Here is a 22,308-nt window from a genome sequence, read left to right as displayed (position 1 = left end):
GTCAAGAGTCCGATTATGCGTGCGATGGAAGCAGGCGGTATTGCCCGGTTTGAGGAAATCTCACGCTGTGCCTCTGAAGTACAGGACGCACTTATCTCCATCCTTTCGGAAAAGACGATATCTGTTCCTGAGTTAGGAAAAGAAATAAATGCCAACAAGGGCTTTTCCATCATCGCAACGGCAAATACAAGGGATCGTGGTGTAAATGAAATGTCTGCAGCGCTGAAGCGAAGATTCAATATCATAGTGCTGCCGACGCCGTCCGATATGGAAACGGAAGTTGAGATTGTAAGAAAACGGGTTCAGGAGATAGCTGCATCTTATGATTTGCAGGCAGCGGCACCTGCCGATGAGGCGCTTTATAAAGTCGTGACCATCTTCCGCGAGCTTCGTAATGGAATGACACTAGATAAGAAAGAAAAGGTCAAATCTCCTGCGGGTGTTATTTCTACGGCAGAAGCAATCTCTTTACTGACCAACAGCATGGCGCTGGCGGCAAGCTTTGGCAGCGGCGATCTGACGGATGAGGATCTTGCGGCTGGCTTGCAAGGCGCCATTGTCAAGGATGATGTTAAAGACAAGCTCGTATGGAAAGAGTATCTTGAGAACGTGATGAAGAAGCGCGGCGCGGAATGGAGAGGCTTGTATTCGGCATGCAAGGAGATGAACGAGTGAAGAGGGCTACAGACGAGACAGTGCACATATTTGGAGTTCGGCACTTGTCTCCTGCAGGTGCGAAGCATTTGCTAGACAGCTTGGAACGAATTCGTCCTACCGCTGTATTAATTGAAGGGCCCTCCGATGCAACCTCCGAGATCAGCCATTTAACGAATTCCTTGACGAAGCCTCCCGTGGCGATATTGGCTTTTACGGATGAGCTTCCGGTGCGGACAGCGATGTGGCCGTTTGCCGTCTACTCTCCTGAGTATCAGGCGATGAAGTGGGCTGCAAACAACGGAGTACTCTGCGCCTTTATTGATTTGCCCACCTCCTCAACATTAGCTCTGCAGAGCGTTCGCGGACAACTGCCCAAGGTGAAGCCTGGAGACGATTCAATTCATGAGGAGTCGTCTGAGGTGGCCTCGAATGATGAAATTGCAGCTATGGAGGGGATGGCGCAGCATGAATCATCGCTTTACCAAAGAATTGCGGAGGTTGCAGGCGAGCATGACTATGACATGTATTGGGAGCGTCACTTTGAACACAATTTGAATCCAGATGCATACCAGCAAGCGATCCTAACATTTGCATCACAGATGAGGGAGCTGACGGAAGAGAAGGAACGACATCTGGAACAATCAGAATTTGCTTATAATGCCATCCGAGAAGCTTATATGCGTGCTCAGATTCGCAAGGTTATAGAAGAAGGTCATGAGCCGGATAAAATCGTCGTGGTGTGCGGCGCCTATCATGCGGCTGCACTTGCAGATCTATCCGGAGCAATGACTGCTGAGGAGCTTCAGGCACTCCCTGCAAGAAGCTCAAAGCTCACGCTGATGCCCTACTCGTATTACAAGCTGTCGAGCAGGTCTGGGTATGGTGCCGGCAATAATGCTCCTCATTATTATGAATTAATGTGGCAGCAGATGCGGAATGGAACGCTGCGTGAGCTGCCTGAGCATTATCTTGCCGCTGTGGCGCGCTGGCTGCGCGAGTTGGGAACGCATCGCTCAACAGCAGAGGTGATAGAGGCAGTGCGGCTCGCGCAATCACTCGCTGCGTTGCATGAAGGCAGCGCACCAACGCTTCGAGATCTGCGAGATGCGGCGGTGACGCTGCTCGGGCATGGCGAGCTGGGTGTGGTAGCCGAAGCCTTGGCTCGGGTCGACGTTGGCACAGCGATCGGCTCGCTAGCGGAAGGCGTCAGTCAGACCCCTATCCAGGATGACTTGAACCGGCAGCTTAAGCAATTGAAGCTGGAGAAGTACAAGACGACAGTTGCTTCAGATCTTGCATTGGATCTGCGTGAGAACCGGAGGGTAAAGACGGAAGAGGCGAGATTTCTTGATCTGAATCGCTCAACCTTATTCCATCGTCTAGAGCTTCTAGGCATAACCTTTTCCAAGAAACGTGCAAGTGGTCAGGAGAACGCGACTTGGGCTGAACATTGGGTGATTCAATGGACGCCTGAAGTAGAGATAGAGGTTGTGGAATCGACACTGCTTGGCGAGACTGTCGAGGTGGCATCCGCATATTTGCTTCAGCAAAAGCTTGATGCTTGTGCGACCATTGCAGAGGCATCGCAATTGATTCGTGTCGCTTGTGAATGCGGCATGCTGGCACAAATGGAAAACGCGCGTCGAACACTGCAGCGAATTGCTGCTGATAGTCAGGACGTTGTTCAGATGGCAGCTGCGGCTGCGGAGTTGTCTACAATTATCCGTTATGGAGATGTAAGGCGGGTGAATACCGCATCGCTCGTGCCGCTGCTTGAACAGTTGTTTATTCGAGCATGCTTATTCCTCTTGGATGCATGCGGCTGCAATGATGAAGCCGCGTCGTCGCTGCTTACGTCGCTCAATCAATTGAACAATGTTGCACTTGATCATCACGAGCAGGTGGATGTAGAGCAGTGGATGCAGCAGTTAAGCACATTGGCAGAGCGTGATGACCGCAATCCACGATTATCAGGCTTTGCATGTGCCATCTTGTTAGAGCGCAATGCGATCTCTGCGCAGCAATGCGCAGAAGAGGTCTCGCGCCGGCTCTCTCCAGGCATCCCGGCAGATATTGGAGCAGGATGGTTTGAAGGATTGTCGATGCGCAACCGGTATGCGCTGCTATCTCGCATGAGCCTGTGGGAGCAGCTGAATGATTATATCGAATCACTCGGTGATCAGGAGTTTCTTCGGGCACTTGTCTTCTTGCGGCGCGCTTTTAGTACTTTTCATTCAAATGAAAAAGTTATGATTGCAGAGATTTTGGGTGAATTGTGGGGCGTGCAGCCTGAAAAAGTCGAAGAGGTGCTGAGCGGAGAGCTTAAGGAGGACGAGGCTAACATGTTGGAACAATTAAATGATTTTGATTTCGAGGATTTTTAACATGAGCAATAAAGCAGATACAACATCCATCTCACGTTGGCGGCTTATTCTCGGACAGTCTGCCGAGCAGCAATTATCTACTTATTCGTCTCAAGGAACGACAGGGTTATCGGATGACGAGATAATTATGGACCAAGCCTTGGCAGATATCTATGACGATACGAGCAGTGCTGGAGTTGGAAATGGGACGAACGCTAGCGGGAAAGGCGCTGGACAAGGCAAATCAGCCCCTCGGCTATCCAAATGGCTGGGAGACGTAAGAACCTTTTTCCCGGATGATGTGGTCTCCATTATTCAGCATGATGCAATGGAACGCAAGGGATGGAAGCAGCTGCTGTTTGAACCAGAGGTGCTGGCTCAGGTGAAGCCGGATATTCAGCTTGTGGGTACGCTGCTAACGTTAAAAGGAAAGATTCCGGAGCGAACAAAGGATACGGCCCGTATGCTCGTACAGTCTGTTGTCGATGAATTGATAAAGGTGCTTAAGCAGGACATTCGTCGAGCGGTTACAGGCGCCCTCAATCGTCGCCAGCATTCACCGCTCCCATCTTTAAGCGGGATTGACTGGAAGCGTACGATACAGCGTAATTTAAAGCACTACGATACAGACCGTAAAAAATTGATCCCAGAGAAATTCTACTTCTTTGATCGTGCACAGCGAAGCCATGAGTGGACGGTTATTGTGGATATCGACCAGAGCGGATCTATGGCTGATTCTGTTATCTGGGCTTCCGTTATCTCATCCATCTTTGCCAGCATTCCTGCACTGAATACGCGTGTGGTGGCGTTCGACACAGAGGTAGTCGACCTGACGGAGCAATGTGCAAATGATCCTGTAGATATGCTGTTTGGCATACAGCTTGGCGGAGGCACAGACATTAATAAGTCCGTTGCATACTGTGAGAGCTTTATAGAAGAGCCGAAGAAGACGTTGTTTATCCTTGTGTCGGACCTCGAGGAGGGGGGCAATCGAGGAGCATTGATTCGGCGAGTGCGTGATATGCGTGAAGCAGGCGTTCGTACGATGTGTCTTCTTGCACTATCTGATCATGGTGAGCCTTATTATGATGAGGGATTGGCAAAGACATTTTCTCGTGATGGCACTCCTTGCTTTGCCTGCACACCTGCTATGCTTCCCGAATTAGTCGAAGGAGCTTTGAAGGGACATGATCTTACCGCGCTTGCAAAACGATTATCAGCAAAACCTTCGAAATAATTGATTCTAAATCGAAGATTCGTAGTTGTTATAGTGGATCTAGAGAAAGAGAGGCGCAGGTGTGATTGATACAGAACAAGAATGGACTCCAACTGCCATAACCGGCAGAGAATCCATTCTTGTTTTTTATTGTATAAAATGTCCCAAACCTAATCGAATAAAGCCGATTAAAGAGCTAATGATTCGCTTTTATGTCGTAGAAAGAATTCGTTTTTCACCTTCAAGAGCTTGAATAGGCGCGATATTTTGCGTGAATTCCAAGGTTCCCATGTAACGGCCTTCCTCATCTCTAACAGCAAAGTAGCGAATGTACACGAACTTGTCCTTCATTTTGATCCAGAAGTCTTCAACATCCTTGCGGCCATTTTTAAAATCATCCAGAAGCTGGTTGACCACATGCACACTTTGTGGAGGGTGACAGTTTTGAACGGTGCGGCCAATGACCGCCTTCGTGCGAGTAAAAATGCGCTCCTTGCCATGTGAGAAGTAGCGTACAACATCATCCTGATCGATAAAGGTGAGATCGACCGGAAGATGGTTCATCATGATTTCAAGCTGCTTTAGGCTCAATATTCCGGTTTCAAATCGAATATAGCCATCGTGTGCAGCTTCATTTTGTTCTGGTGCGGGTACATTCTCTTCCTGCTTGATTGAATGACGAACAGGCTTCCATACACCAGCAGGCGAAGCGATGCAGTAGCCGATTTGCTCGCTTTCTTCGGCAATCTTAAGCCATTCGTCCTCTGTCAATTTGTCTAGAGCCATAGGGAAGAGGATATTTTCTTCTTTGAAGATCATCCCTGTAACTTCATTCACGACATGCTGAAGGAGTGCAGTGATCTCCTCACGGTCCCCTGAATAGCTGCTTAAGCGCGATTTGGCTTGCTTGATCGCATCACGGATATGATCATCCACGCCCCACATCACTTTCGTTGGTCCATGAATGCCGTAACGCTCCAAATAAGGGAACAAAAGATTTTCCTTACGACTATAGTGCTTGTCGATATCAAGCAAAAGATTCAAGTCCTCGATCAGCTTGAAGATCGTGTCTTCAGCGTCTTCTTTTTGGAATTTATCCATATGCAAGCTTAGCTTAAAGTTAACAAGCTTATCGATTTCCTTGTTTTCAAGCTTAAACGTATGGATCGGGTGACCTGGAACATGCTCATCTCCCTTGGCATGAATCTCTTCGATCGAGCCCTCAAATACGGAGGCATGAACCGAACAGAGGCGCTGTACCTCACTCACTGGAATGCCTTCTTCTTTCATCAAAGCTTCCTCAAGCTTCGAGATTTCATCCACAGACAGCTCACCGATCGCTTCTTTAAATTGGCCTTTCACTTGTTCTACAGAAGCACCCGCATGCAGCTGTTTAATAATTTCTTTCAAAATTTGCTGACGATTGCTTGATTCATCTCTATGTTGTTCACGATTGTTGATAATTTCACTCATGATTTTGTTCCTCCTTGTTCAAGAAGTGCTCTCATCTGCAACGATATCAAAAATACGAAAGCCGCCATTTGATTGAGATCACATTTGCATCCATTTTAATCAAATTTGAAGCCATACGTTATAACAATATACGTCCTTGCACATGTATTCTGTCTTCTATTGTCTGTATCTAGTTCATGCACAGCACGTTCCAACATCAAGAAGGTATCTTTAAACAGATCATTGTAATAAATACAAATATAATAGTGAAATAATTCACAATACCTCAATAAAACGATCCATCAATTAAACTTTGAATCTACCATTAATCTATGAATCTACCATGTTTGGAATTCACATCGTGATATACGTATAATGAATATAGATTCATAAATTCAAATTTCAGTGCTTTCATAAGCACGATGTAAGGAGTGAATAGAGATGCGCAATACTTCACCAATCCGTAAGGATGAATCACTTGGACATGTCGTTAAGGTTCAGCAGGTTATTGATTTTATGGTGCTGGCAGAGCTTCAGAAGGGACGTCGCTACGGCAAGGAGATCGATCAAGTCATCATTTCCTCACTTGGCGGGGTAGGGGTGAATGATTCGTATCTCTCAAAGCGTCTGCGGGTATTGAATGAAAAAGGGCATACGATTAGCTATTGGGATAGCGATCATCGTTACTTTCGATATTATGAGATTACTGACCTAGGCCGTGAGTACTTTAACCAGCTGCTAAAGGAGCTGCCTGACCGTGTTCAATTAGCGCTGAAGGTCTATCAAATGTTCGATCATATCTTGAAGAAACATGATTAATGATACCGATATCATAAGAAAGAAAGGAAACGCTTCATTCTTGTTCAAAGAGCGAGAAAAACCGCCCTGAATCTAACTTGATGAACCCAAATGAAGCTTGAACGAGCCGCTTTTTGCGGTTATGGTAGAGATGGAACAACGTTGAGGAGGCAGGCTAATGGTTCAAAAATGGTTTGAAGAAGCAAAGCTAGGTATTTTCATTCATTATGGAATCTATGCTGTAAAAGGAGTCGCAGAATCCTGGTCTTTCTATAATGGAAGAATGTCTTATGAGGAATACATGAGTCAGCTAGATGGCTTTACAGCGAAGAACTTTGATGCTGACAAATGGGCAGACCTCATTGAGAAATCTGGTGCGAAATACGCGGTATTAACAACGAAGCATCATGATGGTGTTGCGCTTTGGGACACGCAGTATAGTGACTTGAATGTAGTGAAAAAGACACCTGCGAAGCGTGATATTATAAAAGAGTACGCGGAAGCCATTACAAAAAGAGGCATCCGACTTGGGATGTACTATTCCTTGATTGACTGGTCCCACCCAGATTATCCAAGTGTATATGAAGGTGGAGTAGTCCCTGAAGATCCTAGCAAGGCAAACCCATTTGCATATCCAACGGACGGCGTTCAGGATTTGGAAAAATGGCAGCGTTTCCTTGAGTTTAACAACAATCAGCTTAAAGAAGTGCTTACCAACTTCGGTAAAGTAGATCTTATCTGGTTCGACGGTGACTGGGAGCGCAGCGCTGAACAATGGGGCTTGCCGGCGTTCAAAGATTACCTGCTTTCCTTTAACAAAGACTTGATTATTAACTCCCGTTTGCAAGGCCACGGAGACTATAAAACGCCGGAGCAAGGGATACCGATAACACGACCTGAAGGTCCATGGGAATTCTGTACGACAATGAACCGTTCATGGGGATATACGGGTGATGAGCACTATAAGACACTTGACCAGATCATCCGTATGTTCTGTGATTGTATCTCGATGGGTGGCAATATGCTGCTTGATATCGGACCAATGGAAGATGGAACGATCGTTAAGCGTCAAGAAGAAACCCTTCTTGGTCTCGGTGCTTGGATTCACCAGCATGAAGAAGCGATCTTTGGAACAGATGAAGGCATCATGACACGCTACTGGCTTGGTGGAAGCACCATTTCTAAAGACAAGAAGACCTTGTATCTCTTCGTATACGATAGTCCGAAGGAAAGCGTATGCTTGAAGGGCTTATCCAACAAGATCAACAAGATCACGGTTCTTCACTCTGGCAAAGAGTTGACCCATGTTGTCCACGGCGGTGTGCCATGGTTCAACATCCCAGGTACAACTTGGATTCATTTGACGCCGGAAGACTGCCATGAGCATGTTACCGTATTGAAGCTTGAGCTTGATGGTGAGCTTGATATGTACGGCGGTTCAGGTGCAGTTGTTACACATAACTAATTTTTTTAACAAGCAATAGTTTTCATTTCAAGAACGATATTCAACGGATATTTCCGGAGGATATTGTTCTTTTTATTTTTTTCGTCAAGTGACTTTGATAATAAAATAGCGAAAAAAATCGAAAAAAATTTGATTCATTGTGCAACCTTTTTCTAAAAGGCTCGTCAAAAGATATGAGTTGAGGAACAAGTGTTGATGAATGCATTTCTATTTCAATACAAGAGACAACCTTATGCACTGGAGGAATGAATAATGAAGAACATGTACAAAGTACTCGCTACAACAACAATTCTTGCAATGCTCGCTGCACCAATGGCAGCAAGCGCTCAAAACGCAAACAAACCGATTACCCCTCCGGGGAAAGTAAATTCACACCACGCAAGCGATGTAGCTAAAGAAAAATCGAATAAGCATGTTGCAGGCACGTTGGGTCAGATTACAAACTATGTGAATGATAAGTCTGGTAAATTTGTTACGGTTACAGGCCGTGGTCTATCCCATACAGATCAAGACGAAATAATTCTAAACATTACAGATCAAACGAAGATTGTAGATTCCAAAGGCAAGCGTGTTGATCTTCAATCCATCATCGACGGCAAAAAAGTCGTTAAAGCCTTCTACGATGGCAAAATTACGAGAAGCATTCCTGCACGCGGCACAGCTTTAACATTGGTCGTACAAGACTACTCCTTCTCCGCGATTACAGGTAAAGTAACGGCTTCCACAGACGGACGTGTAACCGTTGAAGGTACGAACATGTACACGAATGCTGAAGAAACGATGATCCTGAATATTGCTCCTAACGCAAAGATCTATGATCAAGAAGGTAAGAAGCTTAAGAAAGACAGTCTTAAAGAGGGCATGAACATTACGGCATTCTTTGGCCCAGCCGTTACGGCCAGCATTCCAGCTCAATCTACGACGAATTACATCACCGTCAATGCAGTCGAAGAAAACAATGGCGGCGGCGAAGTTGCTGAGCAAGCAGGTACAGACGGTGTCATCATCAGCAAAAACAACGGCAGCATCACAGTTGCAGGAAAAGGCATTGATGGCGGTCAAAACTATCTGATCCTTCATATCGATAAGGATACTCAAATTGTTGATGAGAAAGGTAAAGCGTTGACTGAGGAAGCTTTGAAAGCTGACGTTCGCGTGGATGCATTCTATGGTCCTTACATGGCGCTAAGCTACCCAGCTCAAACACATGCACAAAAAATCATCGTAAAAGATCAAGAAACGTTCAAGATCGAAGGAACGATTGAAAAATCTCCATTCGCTAACGATTCTCGGGTCTATGTGAATGTAGGCTCAGACGATAACACAGGAAATGACTTGATCCTAAACATTAACAAAGATACGCTGCTTCTTAACCTTCAAGGAATCGAGGACTTGAAGGAAGGAACGAAGATTGTTGCTTACCACAGTGCAGCTGTAACCATGTCTTTGCCTGGCATCACAAACGCAGAGATTGTTATGATTAAGCACGAAGCTGATAAATAATTACCTTTCATGAAAAGATAAGCTGTCACATTCAATGTGGCAGCTTTTTTAATTGGAGAGAATGTTGCAAATGTAGAATGATAATGAGGAAATAAGAGGAAATGCGTGGCATCTGCAACCTTTTCGAACCGAACCTCGTCTAGGAATGTGAATAAAGCAACAAGCAACTCAATTATGCTTAAAACGTTTTGTACACATATACAACTGGAGGTATGACTTATGAAAAATAGATACAAAGTATTAGCTACAACAACGCTTCTTGCGATGCTTGCAGTTCCAATAGCAGCTCAGGCACAGGCAACTACGCTTCCTGCGGAGTCCGTTCAACAAAGCACACAAACGAAAGATCTTTCTGAGAAGCGCGTGCTTGGAACGATGGGACAAATTACAGATTACCGAAATGATGAGAATGGTACATTCATCACCATTACGGGCCGTGGTGTGACTCCAAACGCTCAGCGAGAGATTGTTCTTAACATTTCAGATCAAACAAAGATCGTAGATGCAAAAGGCAATACAGCCGATTTGACTAAAATTGTCGAGTCCCTGATCAAAGACAATAAAGTGGTAAAAGGATTCTATGATGCTAGCATAACAAAGAGCCTTCCAGCTCAAGGAAATGCATTGACATTGATTATTCAAGACTACACATTATCGGGCATTACAGGTGAAGTAACATCCACAGACAATGGTCGTATTACCGTTGAAGGTACAAATATTTATTCCAAGCACGACGATACCATGATTCTGAACTTCGATCCAAAGGCAGAAATCTATGGTGAGGGCGGTAAGGCACTGAAAAAAGAGGATATTAAAAAAGGAATGACGATTACGGCATTCTATGGTCCAGCAGTAACCGCAAGCATTCCTGCTCAATCAACAACCAACTACATCTTGGTGAATAACGCAGAAGAAAATGATGGAGAAGCTGCAGATATGATTGGAACAGACGGCGTAATCTTGGACAACCAAGACGGTCACATTACGGTTGTAGGCAAGGGGCTCGAAGGCGGTCAACATTACATTATGCTTCATGTAGATAAAGAAACACAGATCGTAGATGAGAATGGCAAAGCTTTAACGGAAGATGCCTTGAAAGTGGATGCTCGCGTTGAGGCATTCTATGGTCCAATCATGACCAAGAGCTTCCCAGCTCAAACGCATGCGGAAAAAATCGTCGTGAAATCTCAGGAAACATTTAAAATCGAAGGTACGATTGGCAAGTTAGACCGTGATCTTGATTCAAGTGTTTATGTAAATGTGGGTTCTGACGACAACACCGCTAACGATTTGATTCTTAACATCAGCAAAGACACGATCTTCCCGAATGCAAAAGGAATCGAAGATCTGAAGGAAGGAACAAAGATCGTAGCATACCATAGTGCAGCCGTAACAATGTCCTTGCCTGGTATCACCAATGCAGAGATTATCATGATTCAATACCCAACGGATGGGATCTTGAAATAACCGGCATACTTAACGGCATTTATATAATGAAATAGTACAGCCATCAGGTGCAATTTACCTGGTGGCTGTTTCTTTTTTGTTCTTTTTTTCTCCGTTCTACAGCCACTTTCGCGGGTTTCTAAAAAAAAGATGGTCATTTTTGTAACCAATAGCTCGTATACTTCCAATACTTGAGGTTGTCTTCATCCTGAACCTGCATGTTGCTTACCTTAATCTTAACGAATCGGGTTGACCCAATATTAAGAAAGAGGTGTACGTATGCGAAAATTAATGAGCCGTCAAGTCGTGATATATGCGCTCTGCATGGCTGTACTGTTTATTATGGGGATTGAGATTCACCAGCGTACATATGCTGCTGATCAGAAGCCGACGACGAGCGATGTGGCTTCAGCGCGCTTATCGTCATTTCAAGCACTGGATGCCTGGAACCTCCCATCGTTCCATCCTTATATGATCGATGATGCGACATTGCTTAAAACGCCATCTGCTTTTATGACTCCAAAACAAGCGATGAGACAGCAGCCTGTGCTTGAACTAACGCAAGCTGCTTCCGTGAAGGAAAAAGATAACCCCGCTGCAAATCCAGTGCTTGAGTCTCTATCGACAGCAACGTCGAGTTCAGGCGAAAAAGTTAATAGCATGACCTTGTCCGCCAAGGCAGCCGAGAAAGATAACACGACTAAAACAGATGCTGTCACAGGCAGTCTATATGAGGTGACGGCCTATTACTTAAATGTGCGCTCTGAGCCAGATGCCTCCTCTGACATACTCGATGTCGTTAAGCAGGAAACATTGCTGCACATCATTCAAGAACTGGATAATGGTTGGCTTAAGCTTCAAGGAGAAGGATACATAAACGGTCACTATGCGAAGAAGGCCAGCATAAATGCAGAAGTACAGAAAAAGGCTGAAGTGAAGCAAGTATCGGCAGCAAAGAACATAACGAAGAAAACAGAAGCAAAAAAGAAATCGGTCAAGACACTAAGTGTACAGCAAGAGAAGCTGAATAAGCCTACATCTAAGGTTAGCTCGTCCTCTGGCTTGACGGAAGAGCATATTGCACGGATGTTTAAAGGTACAGCTCTAGCTAACCAAGACTTGGAGGAGGCTGTCCTTCAGGTTGAAGCAGACTATGGTGTTAATGCGTACTTTACGATTGCCGTTATGAAGCTTGAAAGTGGAAATGGCAAGAGCCGGCTTGCAAAGGAACATAATAATTTATTTGGTCTGAATGCGACAGGGGGCAGTAATCGACAAGCCTTTCGATTTGATGAGAAAAAGGACAGTGTTGAAAAATTTGGCCAGCTGATTTCACGTAATTATGTGAAGAAGGGCTACACTTCTGTTGAAAAGGTGGCTGGCAAGTATTGTCCGGTGAACCCTGAGTGGCCGGATCTTGTCACCTCCATTATGAACAGTGATTATCGCAAGCTGAGGGATACATTCTGATTCCCTCCTGATGTGGAATGAAAAGAGCTGAAAGCTCTTGAAATAGATGTGAGACACGCTGAGACGAATGGGTCTTGGCGTGTTTTGTTGTACGTAGATCTTCACGCAAACGTTGTTCATGATTAACATACAGATCATGAAATAGGCACACATCCTGTAGGCGAATACATATGATGTTGCATATCAACCAACAAACGAAAAGGCAGGTTTTAGGTGTGACAACTTCCTATATGAATTATGCTTCTCCTGATGCGAAGTTTGCGTACGACGTTAACCAATCTCCTTATTTTAAGAAAGATGCTCAAAACTATATTAATGTCCTTGGTGTAAAGCAGCTTAATACATTGGGTAATTCCTCGTTATTGGATATTTACTTAAGCAAGGGAAATACCGTGGAGCCACACATTCACCAGAATGCCAATGAGCTCGTGTATGTCATCCAAGGAGGAGCGATAGTCAGTTTGATCAACCCCTTTACCAATCAGCTATTGAATTACACGATTAAGCCAGGTCAGGTCGTCAATATTCCTCAAGGCTGGTGGCATTATGAGACAGCAAGTGAAGATCAGACGCATTTGCTTGCCATCTTCGATGCACCACAGCCAGAAGCGATCTTTGGCTCCGACATTTTACGCTTGACACCTCCGGACGTATGGGCTCATTCCTATTGCTTGGATGTCAACAAGGTAAAAGACACGTTCGCTCCGATCACAAAGACAGTCATCATTGGGCCTCCTGCAGATTGTCAGCAGCAAAGAGGAGAGTACGTCGGCGAAGCAGGCTGCCCGCAACCTTATCCGAATGTGCAACCATCCTATCAAAACCCGCAGCAGCCGTCATATCCGCAGCAAGTATACTGCCCGTATCATCAGCAGTATCACTCCGTTCAAGCACCAAGAGGCTTATTATAAATTAGCATAGTAAAAAGAAAGACACCCCTATGATGAACTTCAATAAGGTGTCTTTCTTTTTATGCCGCTTTATCATGGCGAAGGAGATGGCTTCTCGTTTGCTTATATCATGTATAAGCAGATTCAGCTCATCAACCTCACATCAGCCTCTTACAGCCACTCTTGGAATTTGCGCACATACCAGTTCTTCACTAGCTGGGTAAGCACACAATATCCCAATAGAATACCGATAAGCCATGGGAAGTAAGAGAGCGGCAGAGGCTCTAGACCAACACTTTCTCCAATTGCTGAGAAAGGCATGTAGATTCCCAAAACCATAATGAATCCGGTCATCACCATGACAGGCAAACTCGCTCGGCTTTGGATGAAAGGAATCTTTTGTGTGCGAATCATGTGAACAATCAGTGTTTGAGACAGTAATCCTACGACGAACCAGCCGGATTGGAACAGGGATTGCTCCGCAGGTGTATTTGCTGAGAACACCGTGTACATAACGAAGAAGGTTGCATAATCAAAGATCGAGCTAATCGGACCAATAAAGAGCATAAATCTGCCGATTGAGCTTGCATCCCATTTTCGCGGTTCTGCAAGAAACTCCTCATCCATGTTGTCCCATGGAATGGACAGCTGTGAGATGCTGTAGAACAGGTTCTGAATTAACAGATGGATGGGCATCATAGGCAGAAACGGCAGGAAGAGGCTGGCGCCAAGCACGCTGAACACATTGCCAAAGTTCGAGCTTGCTGTCATTTTAATATATTTAATAATGTTCCCAAACGTTTTGCGACCTTCTACGACGCCTTCTTCTAATACCATCAGACTCTTTTCGAGCAGGATAATATCAGCAGATTCTTTTGCAATATCTACAGCGGTATCAACGGAGATGCCTACATCGGCATCGCTAAGGGAAGCTGCATCATTAATGCCGTCTCCCATAAAGCCAACGGTATGTCCATTGCTTTGAAGTGCGCGGACGATTCTAGATTTTTGCAAAGGATTCAACTTCGCAAAGATAAAGTGCTCCTCTGCGATATCGGCAAGCTTTTGATCATTCCATTCGTCAATCTCATGTCCAAGTATAATGCGATCAGGATGAAGGCCAATATCACGACATACTTTACGAGTCACAGCTTCGTTGTCGCCAGTAAGCACCTTAACGGCAACGCCATGGTTATGAAGGGCTTTGATTGCAGGTGCTGCGCTATCCTTTGCCGGATCAAGAAAACAAACATAGCCAAGCAGCGTCAGGCCGGTTTCATCTTCTAGCGAATAGCTCTCCTTAATCCCTTCCATTTCTTTAATGGCTACAGCAACTACGCGCAGACCGTCGGCATTAAGCTGTCTGACTGTCTGTTCCACCTGAGTTCGAATGTCATCTGTCATCGACAGCACGCTGCCTTGATCAAGCACATCGCTGCAGAGACTGAGAAGCTCTTCCATAGCACCTTTGCAAATCAACAAATGCTCGTGATTCTTTTTCTGCTCTAATATGACCGACATCCGACGACGATTGAAATCAAATGGAAGCTCATCGACTTTGCGGTAACACTGCTCTGCGCCTAAGACATCTGTCAATTCGGCGTGCTCAAGCACCGCGACATCCAGTAGATTTTTGAGACCCGTTTGATGATAACTGTTCAGGTAAGCATGCTTCAGAACGAGCTCATCCTCCTGTCCGTGAATATCCAGATGCTTTTTCAGAACAATCCTGTCTTGCGTTAGTGTCCCTGTTTTGTCCGTACAGAGGATGTCCATCGCTCCTAGGTTCTGGATGGAGTTAAGCCGCTTGACCACAACTTTGTTGCGAGCCATTGTGCTTGCGCCTTTCGCAAGATTGGATGTGACGATGACAGGCAGCATTTCAGGCGTCAAACCAACAGCAACGGACATCCCAAAGAGCAGGGCGTCCATCCAATCTCCTTTCGTAAAGCCATTAATAAAGAAGATGATCGGTACCATGATGAGCATAAAGCGGATAAGCAAAAAGCTTACACTGTTAACGCCCTTATCAAAGCTTGTCATGGGACGTTTGCCCGTCAGTGACTTCGTTATCGCGCCAAAAGTGGTGTCTTGACCTGTAGCGATAACAACTGCGGTAGCGGTTCCGCTGATAATATTGGTGCCCATATAGCAAATATTAGACAGCTCCAGTGCATTGACCTGCTGAGAACGAGGTTGTGCAGCTTGACGCCGCTCTGTAAACCGCATGTCTTCCTTCTCAACAGGGAGGGCTTCCCCTGTAAGTGAGGATTCACTTACGAAGAGATCCTTCGAGGTAATAATTCTTGCATCCGCTGGCACTAGATCCCCAGCAGACAAATGAATCATATCGCCAGGCACAAGCTCTTCCATATCCACTTCATAGGCGGATTGTTCCCGAATGACCGTTGCGGTTGTTTTGACGAGAGCTTTCAGCCGCTGAGCGGTCTTTTGAGAACGGTACTCTTGCGTAAAGGATATCGCAACACTAATGGTGACCATCGTAGATATGATCATAACGGCTTCCCAATCAGCTGTGAGTGCAGAGAATAGGCTTAAGCCCAGCAAAATTAAAATAAATGGATTTTTAAAACAGCTAAGCAGTTGAATCATCCAGCTCGCCGCACGATCATGGGTGATTTGGTTATGTCCGTGTGTATCCAAACGCTCTTCTGCTTCGCTTATAGAGAGTCCGTTCGTTGTGGTCTCCCATTCCTCGAGAACATCATCGATCATCCAATTGGATGCCTCAATGAGGCGCTCAGCCATTTTCTTTGCATGTTCGTTTTCTTGCATGGTTGCTTTACGGTTCCATCTGAACATCATGGTCATTTCCTCCCTCGAGCATTCACGTGAGGACCAAGCGAGCCAATAAAAAAACTCCCCTGATTGGAGAGTTGTCTTGGGCTCATGGACTCGAAGGAAAAGGCAGCTTCAAATACACCTACATAACGGCAGGAGTTGGGTATAGTTGCCAATAATTCGAATGCAATGAGAGCAGACGCTCTCCAACGTGATGCATGTTTTCATCTGATGAAAGTTAGTTAGCATGTCTTTCTTCATTCCTAACGGAATACTGCTGCCGTCCAAGTAGGTTCACTCCTTTTAAGTCAAATAAAAATGGCCTCCTACAACAGAGTAGGAGGCCATGGTAAATAACGCATCAAAAACAAAACCATGTTATACCGCAGCCCCCTAGTCGAGTTTTGGCACTATACAACGTAAAGACATTTGTCTTAGCCACATTATGAAAAGCCTTAAGCCGGCAATTCCTGTTCTACCCATGGGCATCTTTCGATATTTCTGGGCAGTGGCCTATGTTTGTATAGGAGCCTCACCTAACGAGGTCTTTCGAACACGTCTCATGTTACAGAGGCAGCTTCATCTTGTCAACCTCATTGTGCAAAAAAGCACAATTGAAAATCATACCAAATGGAGCTGGGCATTAGACTCCAACTACATGGTATTGGCGTAAGAGTTGTAGATAGACAGAGGAAAGTGTGCTTACATCCATAAAGTCTGTATGTTCACGATATAATTTGCCATACTAATCGTTATCCCCTTTGAAAGGAATACAACCCGAGTAAAGGAGTCGTACAGCTATGAGTCAGCACGCAGTGCGCCTGTGTCTGTGTCTGTTATGTTTTATTCTATTGAGCGGATTTGCGTCTTCACCTGTTCGCAAAGACCGGATGTATTATGAGCAAAGAGGCGAGATTGTCTGGGAGGTTCCGATGAATCACAAGATGCTCGCGCTAACCTTTGACGATGGCCCTAATCCCAAAACAACGAATATGATATTGGATTTGCTCAAGAAATATGAGGCAAAGGCAACTTTCTTTGTTGTCGGCAAAAGGGTGGAGCGCTTCCCGGAGGTAGTAGAGCGTGAGGTTAAAGAAGGGCATGAAGTAGCGAACCATACATACAATCATGTTTACTTTAGCAGCAATGTGAGCATGGATACGATGGAAAAGGAAATCATGGATGCGCAAAAGCAAATCAAGCAAATAACCGGGCATGCTTCTACATGGTTAAGGCCTCCTGGAGGATATTATAACGAACGCTTGATTCAAGTCGCTCAGCATCATGGATTCAAGGTCGTATTATGGTCATGGCATCAGGATACGAAGGATTGGAAGAAGCCAGGGGTCTCTTATATCGTCAATAAAGTACTCAAAAATACGAAAAACGGCGACATTGTACTGATGCATGACCACGTCTCCAATTCAACACAGACGGTAGAAGCATTAAAGACCATATTGCCGGAATTAAAGAAGCGAGGGTATCAGTTTGTTACGGTTTCGGAACTGATCTCCGAAAAGAAGAAAGAGGTCATGAGCCAGCCCAATACCAAACGATAAAACAAAAAGAATCTTATCCTTGGATAAGGTTCTTTTTTCATCATTTAAAAAATGAAATATTAACAATTCTCATAGGACTTTGAAATCATAATTTAGGACTTTATTCCCTCATCATGTTAAAATTTTCATGTTATGATGACCTTGAAGATAGATTTCAAGAAGGGAGGGCAGTTGGAGAATAGCCATAACTGCGTCTACAAAGAGATCTTATGTTCTTAACCCCTCATAGAATCCACAGAAGCCAGTTTTCCCCTATATAAACCCTAGTCAGGAGGAGCAAGATGCAACCACTACGCCAATTAGCTGCTATTATTTCCGAAGTAAAGGAAAACGAAGAATGGAAGGATACATTAACGCTAACAACAAGTCTGATTGATGAGGTCGGACTTGATTCATTGCAGCTCATTCAACTCATGCTTAGAGTGGAGGAACAGTTCAAGATTCAGATGGATTTTGAGCGCTTCGACTACGACCATTTGCAATCCGTACAAGCTTTCCTCTCCTTTTTAGAATCTCTGGGAGCGAATCTGACTGAGGCGAACCAGCATGCCTAGTCTGCTTGCCACATCCCCCGAAGCAAATTCCAAGCACGCAGCGCCTTCCCTTGTAATGGGTAACTTTGATGCAGAATCATCTTGGCGACCAGCACATTTAGCAACCCTTCCCTCACTTCCAAATCGATTTGAGCATTCCGTTATTGGTGTCATGGATGAACTGCTGTTTCTTCTATGCGAGCAGCATGGAGTAGTGATCACATCGGAACCAATGAACCCTGTGCAAATGGCCTACCTGCAAAGCATTGGATTTTCATTTCAGAACCACTCGGTTCACACCACGGTAAACCAGGATAGCTCAGCCGATCTTGATGTCTATAGTGCTTTAATTCATCCCACGATGACGCCTCTATGCGAATCCTATATCTCACAGCTACCAATCGTTCCTTATGCGGTCCTACCTTCTACAGAGCGCTTTTTCCATCATTACGGTCTATCATCGAACTTTCCATCTGCTGAGATTGTAAAAGCCGTTAATTCGAAGCTGTATTCCCATGATCTTGCGAAATCCATACATGCAGCTGCTCCTGGACATGCTGTCTATTCTTCTGAAGAGATGCTGTTGACGGCAAAGCCATATATTGCAGAGCACTCCAAAATTGTCGTGAAGGATCCTTATGGGGTATCAGGAAAAGGGAACCTCGTTCTTGCCAGTGACGCTATGGTGGAGAGAATCTTCCAGCATCTCGCTCGCCAAGAGCAGGCCGGTCGGAAGGTACAGCTGCTTGTAGAGCCTTGGCTGAACAAGCATACGGACTTCTCCTGTCAGATGCGAATCCGTCAAGACGGTGCGACGGTCTTTCACAGTATTCAGGTGATGGATAATCGAGGGCTGAATTACGGCGGGTCCTTTGAAGCAAGTGAATCGTTTATCCATCAACTGGAATCCAAAGGTTATTTTATAGCGATGGAACAAGTAGCAAGCGAGCTGTATAAAGAAGGATACTTCGGCCCTGTCTGCGTGGATTCGATGAATCTGATAGATGGATCTATTGTTCCAATTGTAGAGATTAATGCAAGGCATTCAATGGGGTACTTAAATGATCGGTTAAATCGTCACATAAGTCCAAAAGGTCAGCAAGGAATGCTGGTCCCGTTAGAGCTGCGGCTGCCAGAATGGGCGAAGGATTCTGCGGCCTATGAGACTTTATTGCATCAGCTTGATGAAGCGGGCATCTTATTGACCCCTAACAGGACTGAAGGCATTCTTCCGTTGTCTGCGAATACGCTGCTGGATCCACGTGGGATTCATAAGCAAGGACGATGGTATGTCTCCATTGTAACCACTCACACGGAGTCCCGAGATTTATGGAGACAGAGGCTCCTAAGCACCTTATCGGCCATCGGATTTGAGCCTAATCACCGTTAGACTGAAATCCAATAATAGAAAGGAGCCAAGGATATGCAAGGCGCTTCGGTTATGATTTTAACGTCAGGAAATTCATTAGGCGCATATGTTCCAGGCGTTAGGCTTATGGAGAAGCTCGAACAGGTTGGAATCGCGGCATCTGTTGAGGTGCTGGAAACTCTGTTTACAGAAGAGATAAGAGCGAATGTGTTGAAAACGAAGGAGCTATTTCACCGTAGTTTTCAAGCAGCATTAATGGGGCATCGCTTAGCTAAAGATATCGGGCCTGTTTTTCACACTCCAAATGTAGAAGCGCTGATCACAACGTGGCAAGAGAAGCGCGTTTCACATTTTATTGCGATTACAGGATTCTGGCTCCCCATATTGGAGCTATACCAGGAGAAAGCTCCATGGCCGATCGAGGTGGAGTTTCTCCGTCTCGACGCAGTAGACACACCTTCATATGCCTCATATCAGGAGCGATACGCTCCTTACACTCACCAATGGCTTTTTCGTCTTGAAGATGACCGTGCCAGCCTTCATATGAAGCTTGATATGACAGATCAGCCAATCTTGTCATGGCAGGATCGCGATCCCCGTATTGTGGTGCATGGCGGAGGATGGGGGATTGGCACTTATCAGCAAGTGATACCCACACTTCAAGAACACTATCCTCTCGACATCGTTATTTACTCATCTGAAGAACGATCTCATGTCAAACAGCAGGATGCCGCCTTCATCGTGGATCCAACGTGGAATCCTTGGACATCTCTCTTACGGGGAGAGAAAGCCGATTATCCTCCTACCTCTTGTTTGAATCCTCACCTAGGCAAGGAACAATTATGGCAAGACCGTCCGATTATTTCTCAAGTGATTGCCCATAACATCGCCATTATCAGCAAACCAGGCGGGGGAACACTGGTTGATTCTTTATCAGGAGCAACCCCATTAATCTATTTGGAGCCCTTTGGAGAGCATGAGCGAAGAAATGCGGCATGCTGGCGTGATTTAGGCTTTGGCATCTCTTATGCCGAATGGGAAGCGACAGCGTTCGATGTGGACGTATTACATCAGCTCCATCTGAATTTGCGTGAAGCAATTGCACGCATTCCAAACATTGAGGAGGTATTTGTATGCAACCAAAAAGCAGCGCAGCATTAACGCCTGTTGAGTTTCGTTCCTTGAAGCAAACCCTTAAAAATATGACCGTTGGCAGCAGAGGCCGCAAAGAAAAAGCCGACTTTGCCTTTGATATTCCTGCTGATATTGGGATTAAGATCAATAACGGATGTAACTTGCGATGCAAGCACTGCTTCGAATGGAATACAGATGGCTATCATCATGAGTTTGATAAGGTTGAAGCCCGCAACGAGATCGACTTTTCTTTGCTTGAGCGCATATTCGAGGAGACAAGGGCGCAGCAGTCGCGCATGTTTCTTTGGGGTGGAGAGCCGCTTATGTACAGCAAATTCGATGAGCTGTGTGAGCTGCTGCAGCGGGACCCACGAATTTCAACGATTTGTACGAATGCGGTTCTCGTAGAGAAAAAGCTCGATTCTATTCTCAAGCTGCCTGAAGGTGTGACGCTGCTTGCTAGCCTAGAAGGCTTCGAGGAAGAAAACGATGCTATTCGTGGAAAAGGAACGTATCAGAAGGTCATGAAGGCCGTCGATCGACTGCTTCAACTGAAAGCAGAAGGGGTCTATAAGGGCGAGGTATCCGTAAGTATTACGATTAATGATGACATGATTCCAAAGCTATATGACTTTATGGAGAAGTTTGAAGAGGTTGGAGTAAACACGGTTTATTTTGTATTCCCGTGGTACATTCCAGAGGATGTTGCAAATCGAATGGACGGATTCTTTCAGCAGCACTTTGCATGGCTGGAGGCTGCGCATCTGCCCCATAAGAAGAGCTGGCATTCCTTTACCTATCACATCTCGCCTGAGAATCTGGAACCGCTGATTCATGAAATGGAACGGATGAGAAACCGCATTTGGAAAAATCGGATTCGCTTCCAGCCTGCCCTAGAGCCTGATGAGATTCGCAACTTTGTTCTTGGAACGGAGGATCCAGGGATGAAGAGATCCGAATGTCTGGCCTTATCAACGCGAATGGACATTCTGCCGAATGGGAAGGTCAATCCGTGCAAGTTCTTCCCGGAGTTTTCTCTTGGAGACTTAAGCGAAAGCACGCTTTCTGAGGTGTTCCATGGACCAGAGTACGGCAAGCAGCGCGAGGTGCTGGCATGTGGCCTCATGCCAGTGTGCTCCAAATGTGTCCTCCTTTATAACAACGGGGCATGATTGCATACATCCATAGAGGAGGAGAATGGGCTTGAGCATCATCAGTGTAAAAAATTTGTCCAAAACCTTTACTTACTATGAAAAGCAGGCAGGCCTTCGACATTCTTGGAAGCACTTGTTCCATCGAGAAGAGCTCATGCGGCATGCCGTTTCCAACGTATCCTTCCAGATTGAAGAAGGAGAGGCGGTCGCTTTTATCGGGCCAAATGGAGCCGGTAAGACGACGACGCTCAAGATGCTGACAGGCATTCTGCATCCGACGAGCGGTGAAGCACTCGTCATGGGCTATACGCCATGGGAAAGAGCCAAAGCATTTAAGAAAAACTTTGCGATTGTAATGGGACAGAAGAGCCAGCTATGGTGGGACCTGCCTGCCAATGAGTCCATTTGTTTAAATAAATGCATCTATGACATCGATGATCGAACTTATCAGCATACCCTTGATGAGCTCGCCGAAATGCTTGACGTTGCGCATCTTC

17 protein-coding genes and 1 riboswitch are annotated in these 22,308 nt (G+C 45.4%); of the genes, 15 read left to right on the top strand and 2 right to left on the bottom strand.

The annotated features are described in order from the left end of the window. From I2H74_RS24785 to I2H74_RS18035, 3 genes are all read left to right on the top strand, one after another. Positions 1 to 675: AAA family ATPase (locus I2H74_RS24785; RefSeq protein ID WP_229106812.1), on the top strand; the 675-nt coding region annotated here is incomplete at its 5' end. Beyond that, a complete protein-coding gene (locus I2H74_RS18040) occupies positions 672 to 3,041 on the top strand; it encodes a DUF5682 family protein (protein ID WP_324254102.1) in 2,370 nt (789 codons plus the stop codon). The genes I2H74_RS24785 and I2H74_RS18040, both read left to right, overlap by 4 nt. A gap of 1 nt (position 3,042) precedes the next feature. Further along, positions 3,043 to 4,257, top strand: coding sequence for a VWA domain-containing protein (locus I2H74_RS18035; RefSeq protein WP_195575627.1), 1,215 nt, complete (start codon positions 3,043 to 3,045; stop codon positions 4,255 to 4,257). 189 nt (positions 4,258 to 4,446) lie between these two features. On the opposite strand, the gene I2H74_RS18030 is transcribed toward I2H74_RS18035, so the two are convergent. Beyond that, complete coding sequence (locus I2H74_RS18030; RefSeq protein ID WP_195575626.1) at positions 4,447 to 5,709, bottom strand: DUF438 domain-containing protein; 1,263 nt, start codon at positions 5,707 to 5,709, stop codon at positions 4,447 to 4,449. A 420-nt stretch (positions 5,710 to 6,129) separates the two neighbouring features. Between I2H74_RS18030 and I2H74_RS18025 the strand changes: the two genes are divergently transcribed. The 6 genes from I2H74_RS18025 to I2H74_RS18000 all read left to right on the top strand — a co-directional run bounded on the left by I2H74_RS18025 (position 6,130) and on the right by I2H74_RS18000 (position 13,281). Then, positions 6,130 to 6,507: a PadR family transcriptional regulator gene (locus I2H74_RS18025; RefSeq protein WP_195575625.1), complete on the top strand. Its 378-nt coding sequence runs from the start codon at positions 6,130 to 6,132 to the stop codon at positions 6,505 to 6,507. Positions 6,508 to 6,664: 157 nt separating this feature from the next. Next, the gene (locus I2H74_RS18020; RefSeq protein ID WP_195575624.1) at positions 6,665 to 7,951 is read left to right on the top strand and encodes an alpha-L-fucosidase; all 1,287 of its coding nucleotides are present in this window, start codon (positions 6,665 to 6,667) and stop codon (positions 7,949 to 7,951) included. Between the two features lie 252 nt (positions 7,952 to 8,203). Next, positions 8,204 to 9,454 carry an SLAP domain-containing protein gene (locus tag I2H74_RS18015; protein ID WP_195575623.1) on the top strand — a complete coding sequence of 417 codons (1,251 nt, stop codon included), beginning with the start codon at positions 8,204 to 8,206 and terminating at the stop codon, positions 9,452 to 9,454. 219 nt (positions 9,455 to 9,673) lie between these two features. Then, positions 9,674 to 10,921 (top strand): peptidase, encoded by a 1,248-nt coding sequence (locus tag I2H74_RS18010; RefSeq protein WP_195575622.1) that lies wholly within the window; start codon positions 9,674 to 9,676, stop codon positions 10,919 to 10,921. A 258-nt stretch (positions 10,922 to 11,179) separates the two neighbouring features. Further along, the gene (locus I2H74_RS18005) at positions 11,180 to 12,370 is read left to right on the top strand and encodes a glucosaminidase domain-containing protein (RefSeq protein ID WP_195575621.1); all 1,191 of its coding nucleotides are present in this window, start codon (positions 11,180 to 11,182) and stop codon (positions 12,368 to 12,370) included. A gap of 215 nt (positions 12,371 to 12,585) precedes the next feature. Then, positions 12,586 to 13,281, top strand: a complete 696-nt coding sequence (locus I2H74_RS18000) for a cupin domain-containing protein (RefSeq protein WP_195575620.1) — start codon at positions 12,586 to 12,588, stop codon at positions 13,279 to 13,281. Positions 13,282 to 13,431: 150 nt separating this feature from the next. On the opposite strand, the gene mgtA is transcribed toward I2H74_RS18000, so the two are convergent. Then, positions 13,432 to 16,083, bottom strand: a complete 2,652-nt coding sequence (gene mgtA, locus I2H74_RS17995) for a magnesium-translocating P-type ATPase (RefSeq protein WP_420707463.1) — start codon at positions 16,081 to 16,083, stop codon at positions 13,432 to 13,434. A 362-nt stretch (positions 16,084 to 16,445) separates the two neighbouring features. After that, positions 16,446 to 16,613: riboswitch (M-box (ykoK) riboswitch) on the bottom strand. Between the two features lie 249 nt (positions 16,614 to 16,862). On the opposite strand from mgtA, the gene I2H74_RS17990 reads away from it, so the two are divergent. The 6 genes from I2H74_RS17990 to I2H74_RS24780 all read left to right on the top strand — a co-directional run. Beyond that, entirely contained in the window at positions 16,863 to 17,621 is a 759-nt protein-coding gene (locus I2H74_RS17990) for a polysaccharide deacetylase family protein (protein WP_195575619.1), read from the top strand. 281 nt (positions 17,622 to 17,902) lie between these two features. Beyond that, positions 17,903 to 18,175, top strand: a complete 273-nt coding sequence (locus tag I2H74_RS17985) for an acyl carrier protein (RefSeq protein WP_195575618.1) — start codon at positions 17,903 to 17,905, stop codon at positions 18,173 to 18,175. After that, entirely contained in the window at positions 18,168 to 19,544 is a 1,377-nt protein-coding gene (locus I2H74_RS17980) for a hypothetical protein (RefSeq protein ID WP_195575617.1), read from the top strand. Before I2H74_RS17985 ends, I2H74_RS17980 begins: the two co-directional genes overlap by 8 nt. A 33-nt stretch (positions 19,545 to 19,577) precedes the next feature. Next, a complete protein-coding gene (locus I2H74_RS17975; RefSeq protein ID WP_195575616.1) occupies positions 19,578 to 20,684 on the top strand; it encodes a hypothetical protein in 1,107 nt (368 codons plus the stop codon). Further along, positions 20,657 to 21,829 (top strand): radical SAM protein, encoded by a 1,173-nt coding sequence (locus I2H74_RS17970; protein WP_195575615.1) that lies wholly within the window; start codon positions 20,657 to 20,659, stop codon positions 21,827 to 21,829. Before I2H74_RS17975 ends, I2H74_RS17970 begins: the two co-directional genes overlap by 28 nt. 31 nt (positions 21,830 to 21,860) lie before the next feature. Next, positions 21,861 to 22,308 (top strand): ATP-binding cassette domain-containing protein (locus I2H74_RS24780; RefSeq protein ID WP_229106811.1); only part of this gene is annotated, 448 nt, incomplete at its 3' end.

Origin of the sequence: Paenibacillus sp. 1001270B_150601_E10 (assembly GCF_015558675.1) — a bacterium.
Classification (GTDB): domain Bacteria; phylum Bacillota; class Bacilli; order Paenibacillales; family Paenibacillaceae; genus Paenibacillus_B.
Note: the sequence above shows the minus strand (reverse complement) of the source record. Positions and strands in the feature narration are given on the sequence as shown.

Bases quoted from the DNA above. Each gene is read 5' to 3' on its own strand.
- I2H74_RS17990 (WP_195575619.1), top strand. From the start codon at position 16,863: ATGAGTCAGCACGCAGTGCGCCTGTGTCTGTGTCTGTTATGTTTTATT.
- I2H74_RS18005 (WP_195575621.1), top strand. From the start codon at position 11,180: ATGCGAAAATTAATGAGCCGTCAAGTCGTGATATATGCGCTCTGCATG.
- I2H74_RS17985 (WP_195575618.1), top strand. From the start codon at position 17,903: ATGCAACCACTACGCCAATTAGCTGCTATTATTTCCGAAGTAAAGGAA.
- I2H74_RS18030 (WP_195575626.1), bottom strand. From the start codon at position 5,709: ATGAGTGAAATTATCAACAATCGTGAACAACATAGAGATGAATCAAGC.
- I2H74_RS18035 (WP_195575627.1), top strand. From the start codon at position 3,043: ATGAGCAATAAAGCAGATACAACATCCATCTCACGTTGGCGGCTTATT.
- I2H74_RS17980 (WP_195575617.1), top strand. From the start codon at position 18,168: ATGCCTAGTCTGCTTGCCACATCCCCCGAAGCAAATTCCAAGCACGCA.
- I2H74_RS18025 (WP_195575625.1), top strand. From the start codon at position 6,130: ATGCGCAATACTTCACCAATCCGTAAGGATGAATCACTTGGACATGTC.
- I2H74_RS18015 (WP_195575623.1), top strand. From the start codon at position 8,204: ATGAAGAACATGTACAAAGTACTCGCTACAACAACAATTCTTGCAATG.
- I2H74_RS17970 (WP_195575615.1), top strand. From the start codon at position 20,657: ATGCAACCAAAAAGCAGCGCAGCATTAACGCCTGTTGAGTTTCGTTCC.
- I2H74_RS18020 (WP_195575624.1), top strand. From the start codon at position 6,665: ATGGTTCAAAAATGGTTTGAAGAAGCAAAGCTAGGTATTTTCATTCAT.
- I2H74_RS18010 (WP_195575622.1), top strand. From the start codon at position 9,674: ATGAAAAATAGATACAAAGTATTAGCTACAACAACGCTTCTTGCGATG.
- I2H74_RS17975 (WP_195575616.1), top strand. From the start codon at position 19,578: ATGCAAGGCGCTTCGGTTATGATTTTAACGTCAGGAAATTCATTAGGC.
- mgtA (WP_420707463.1), bottom strand. From the start codon at position 16,083: ATGTTCAGATGGAACCGTAAAGCAACCATGCAAGAAAACGAACATGCA.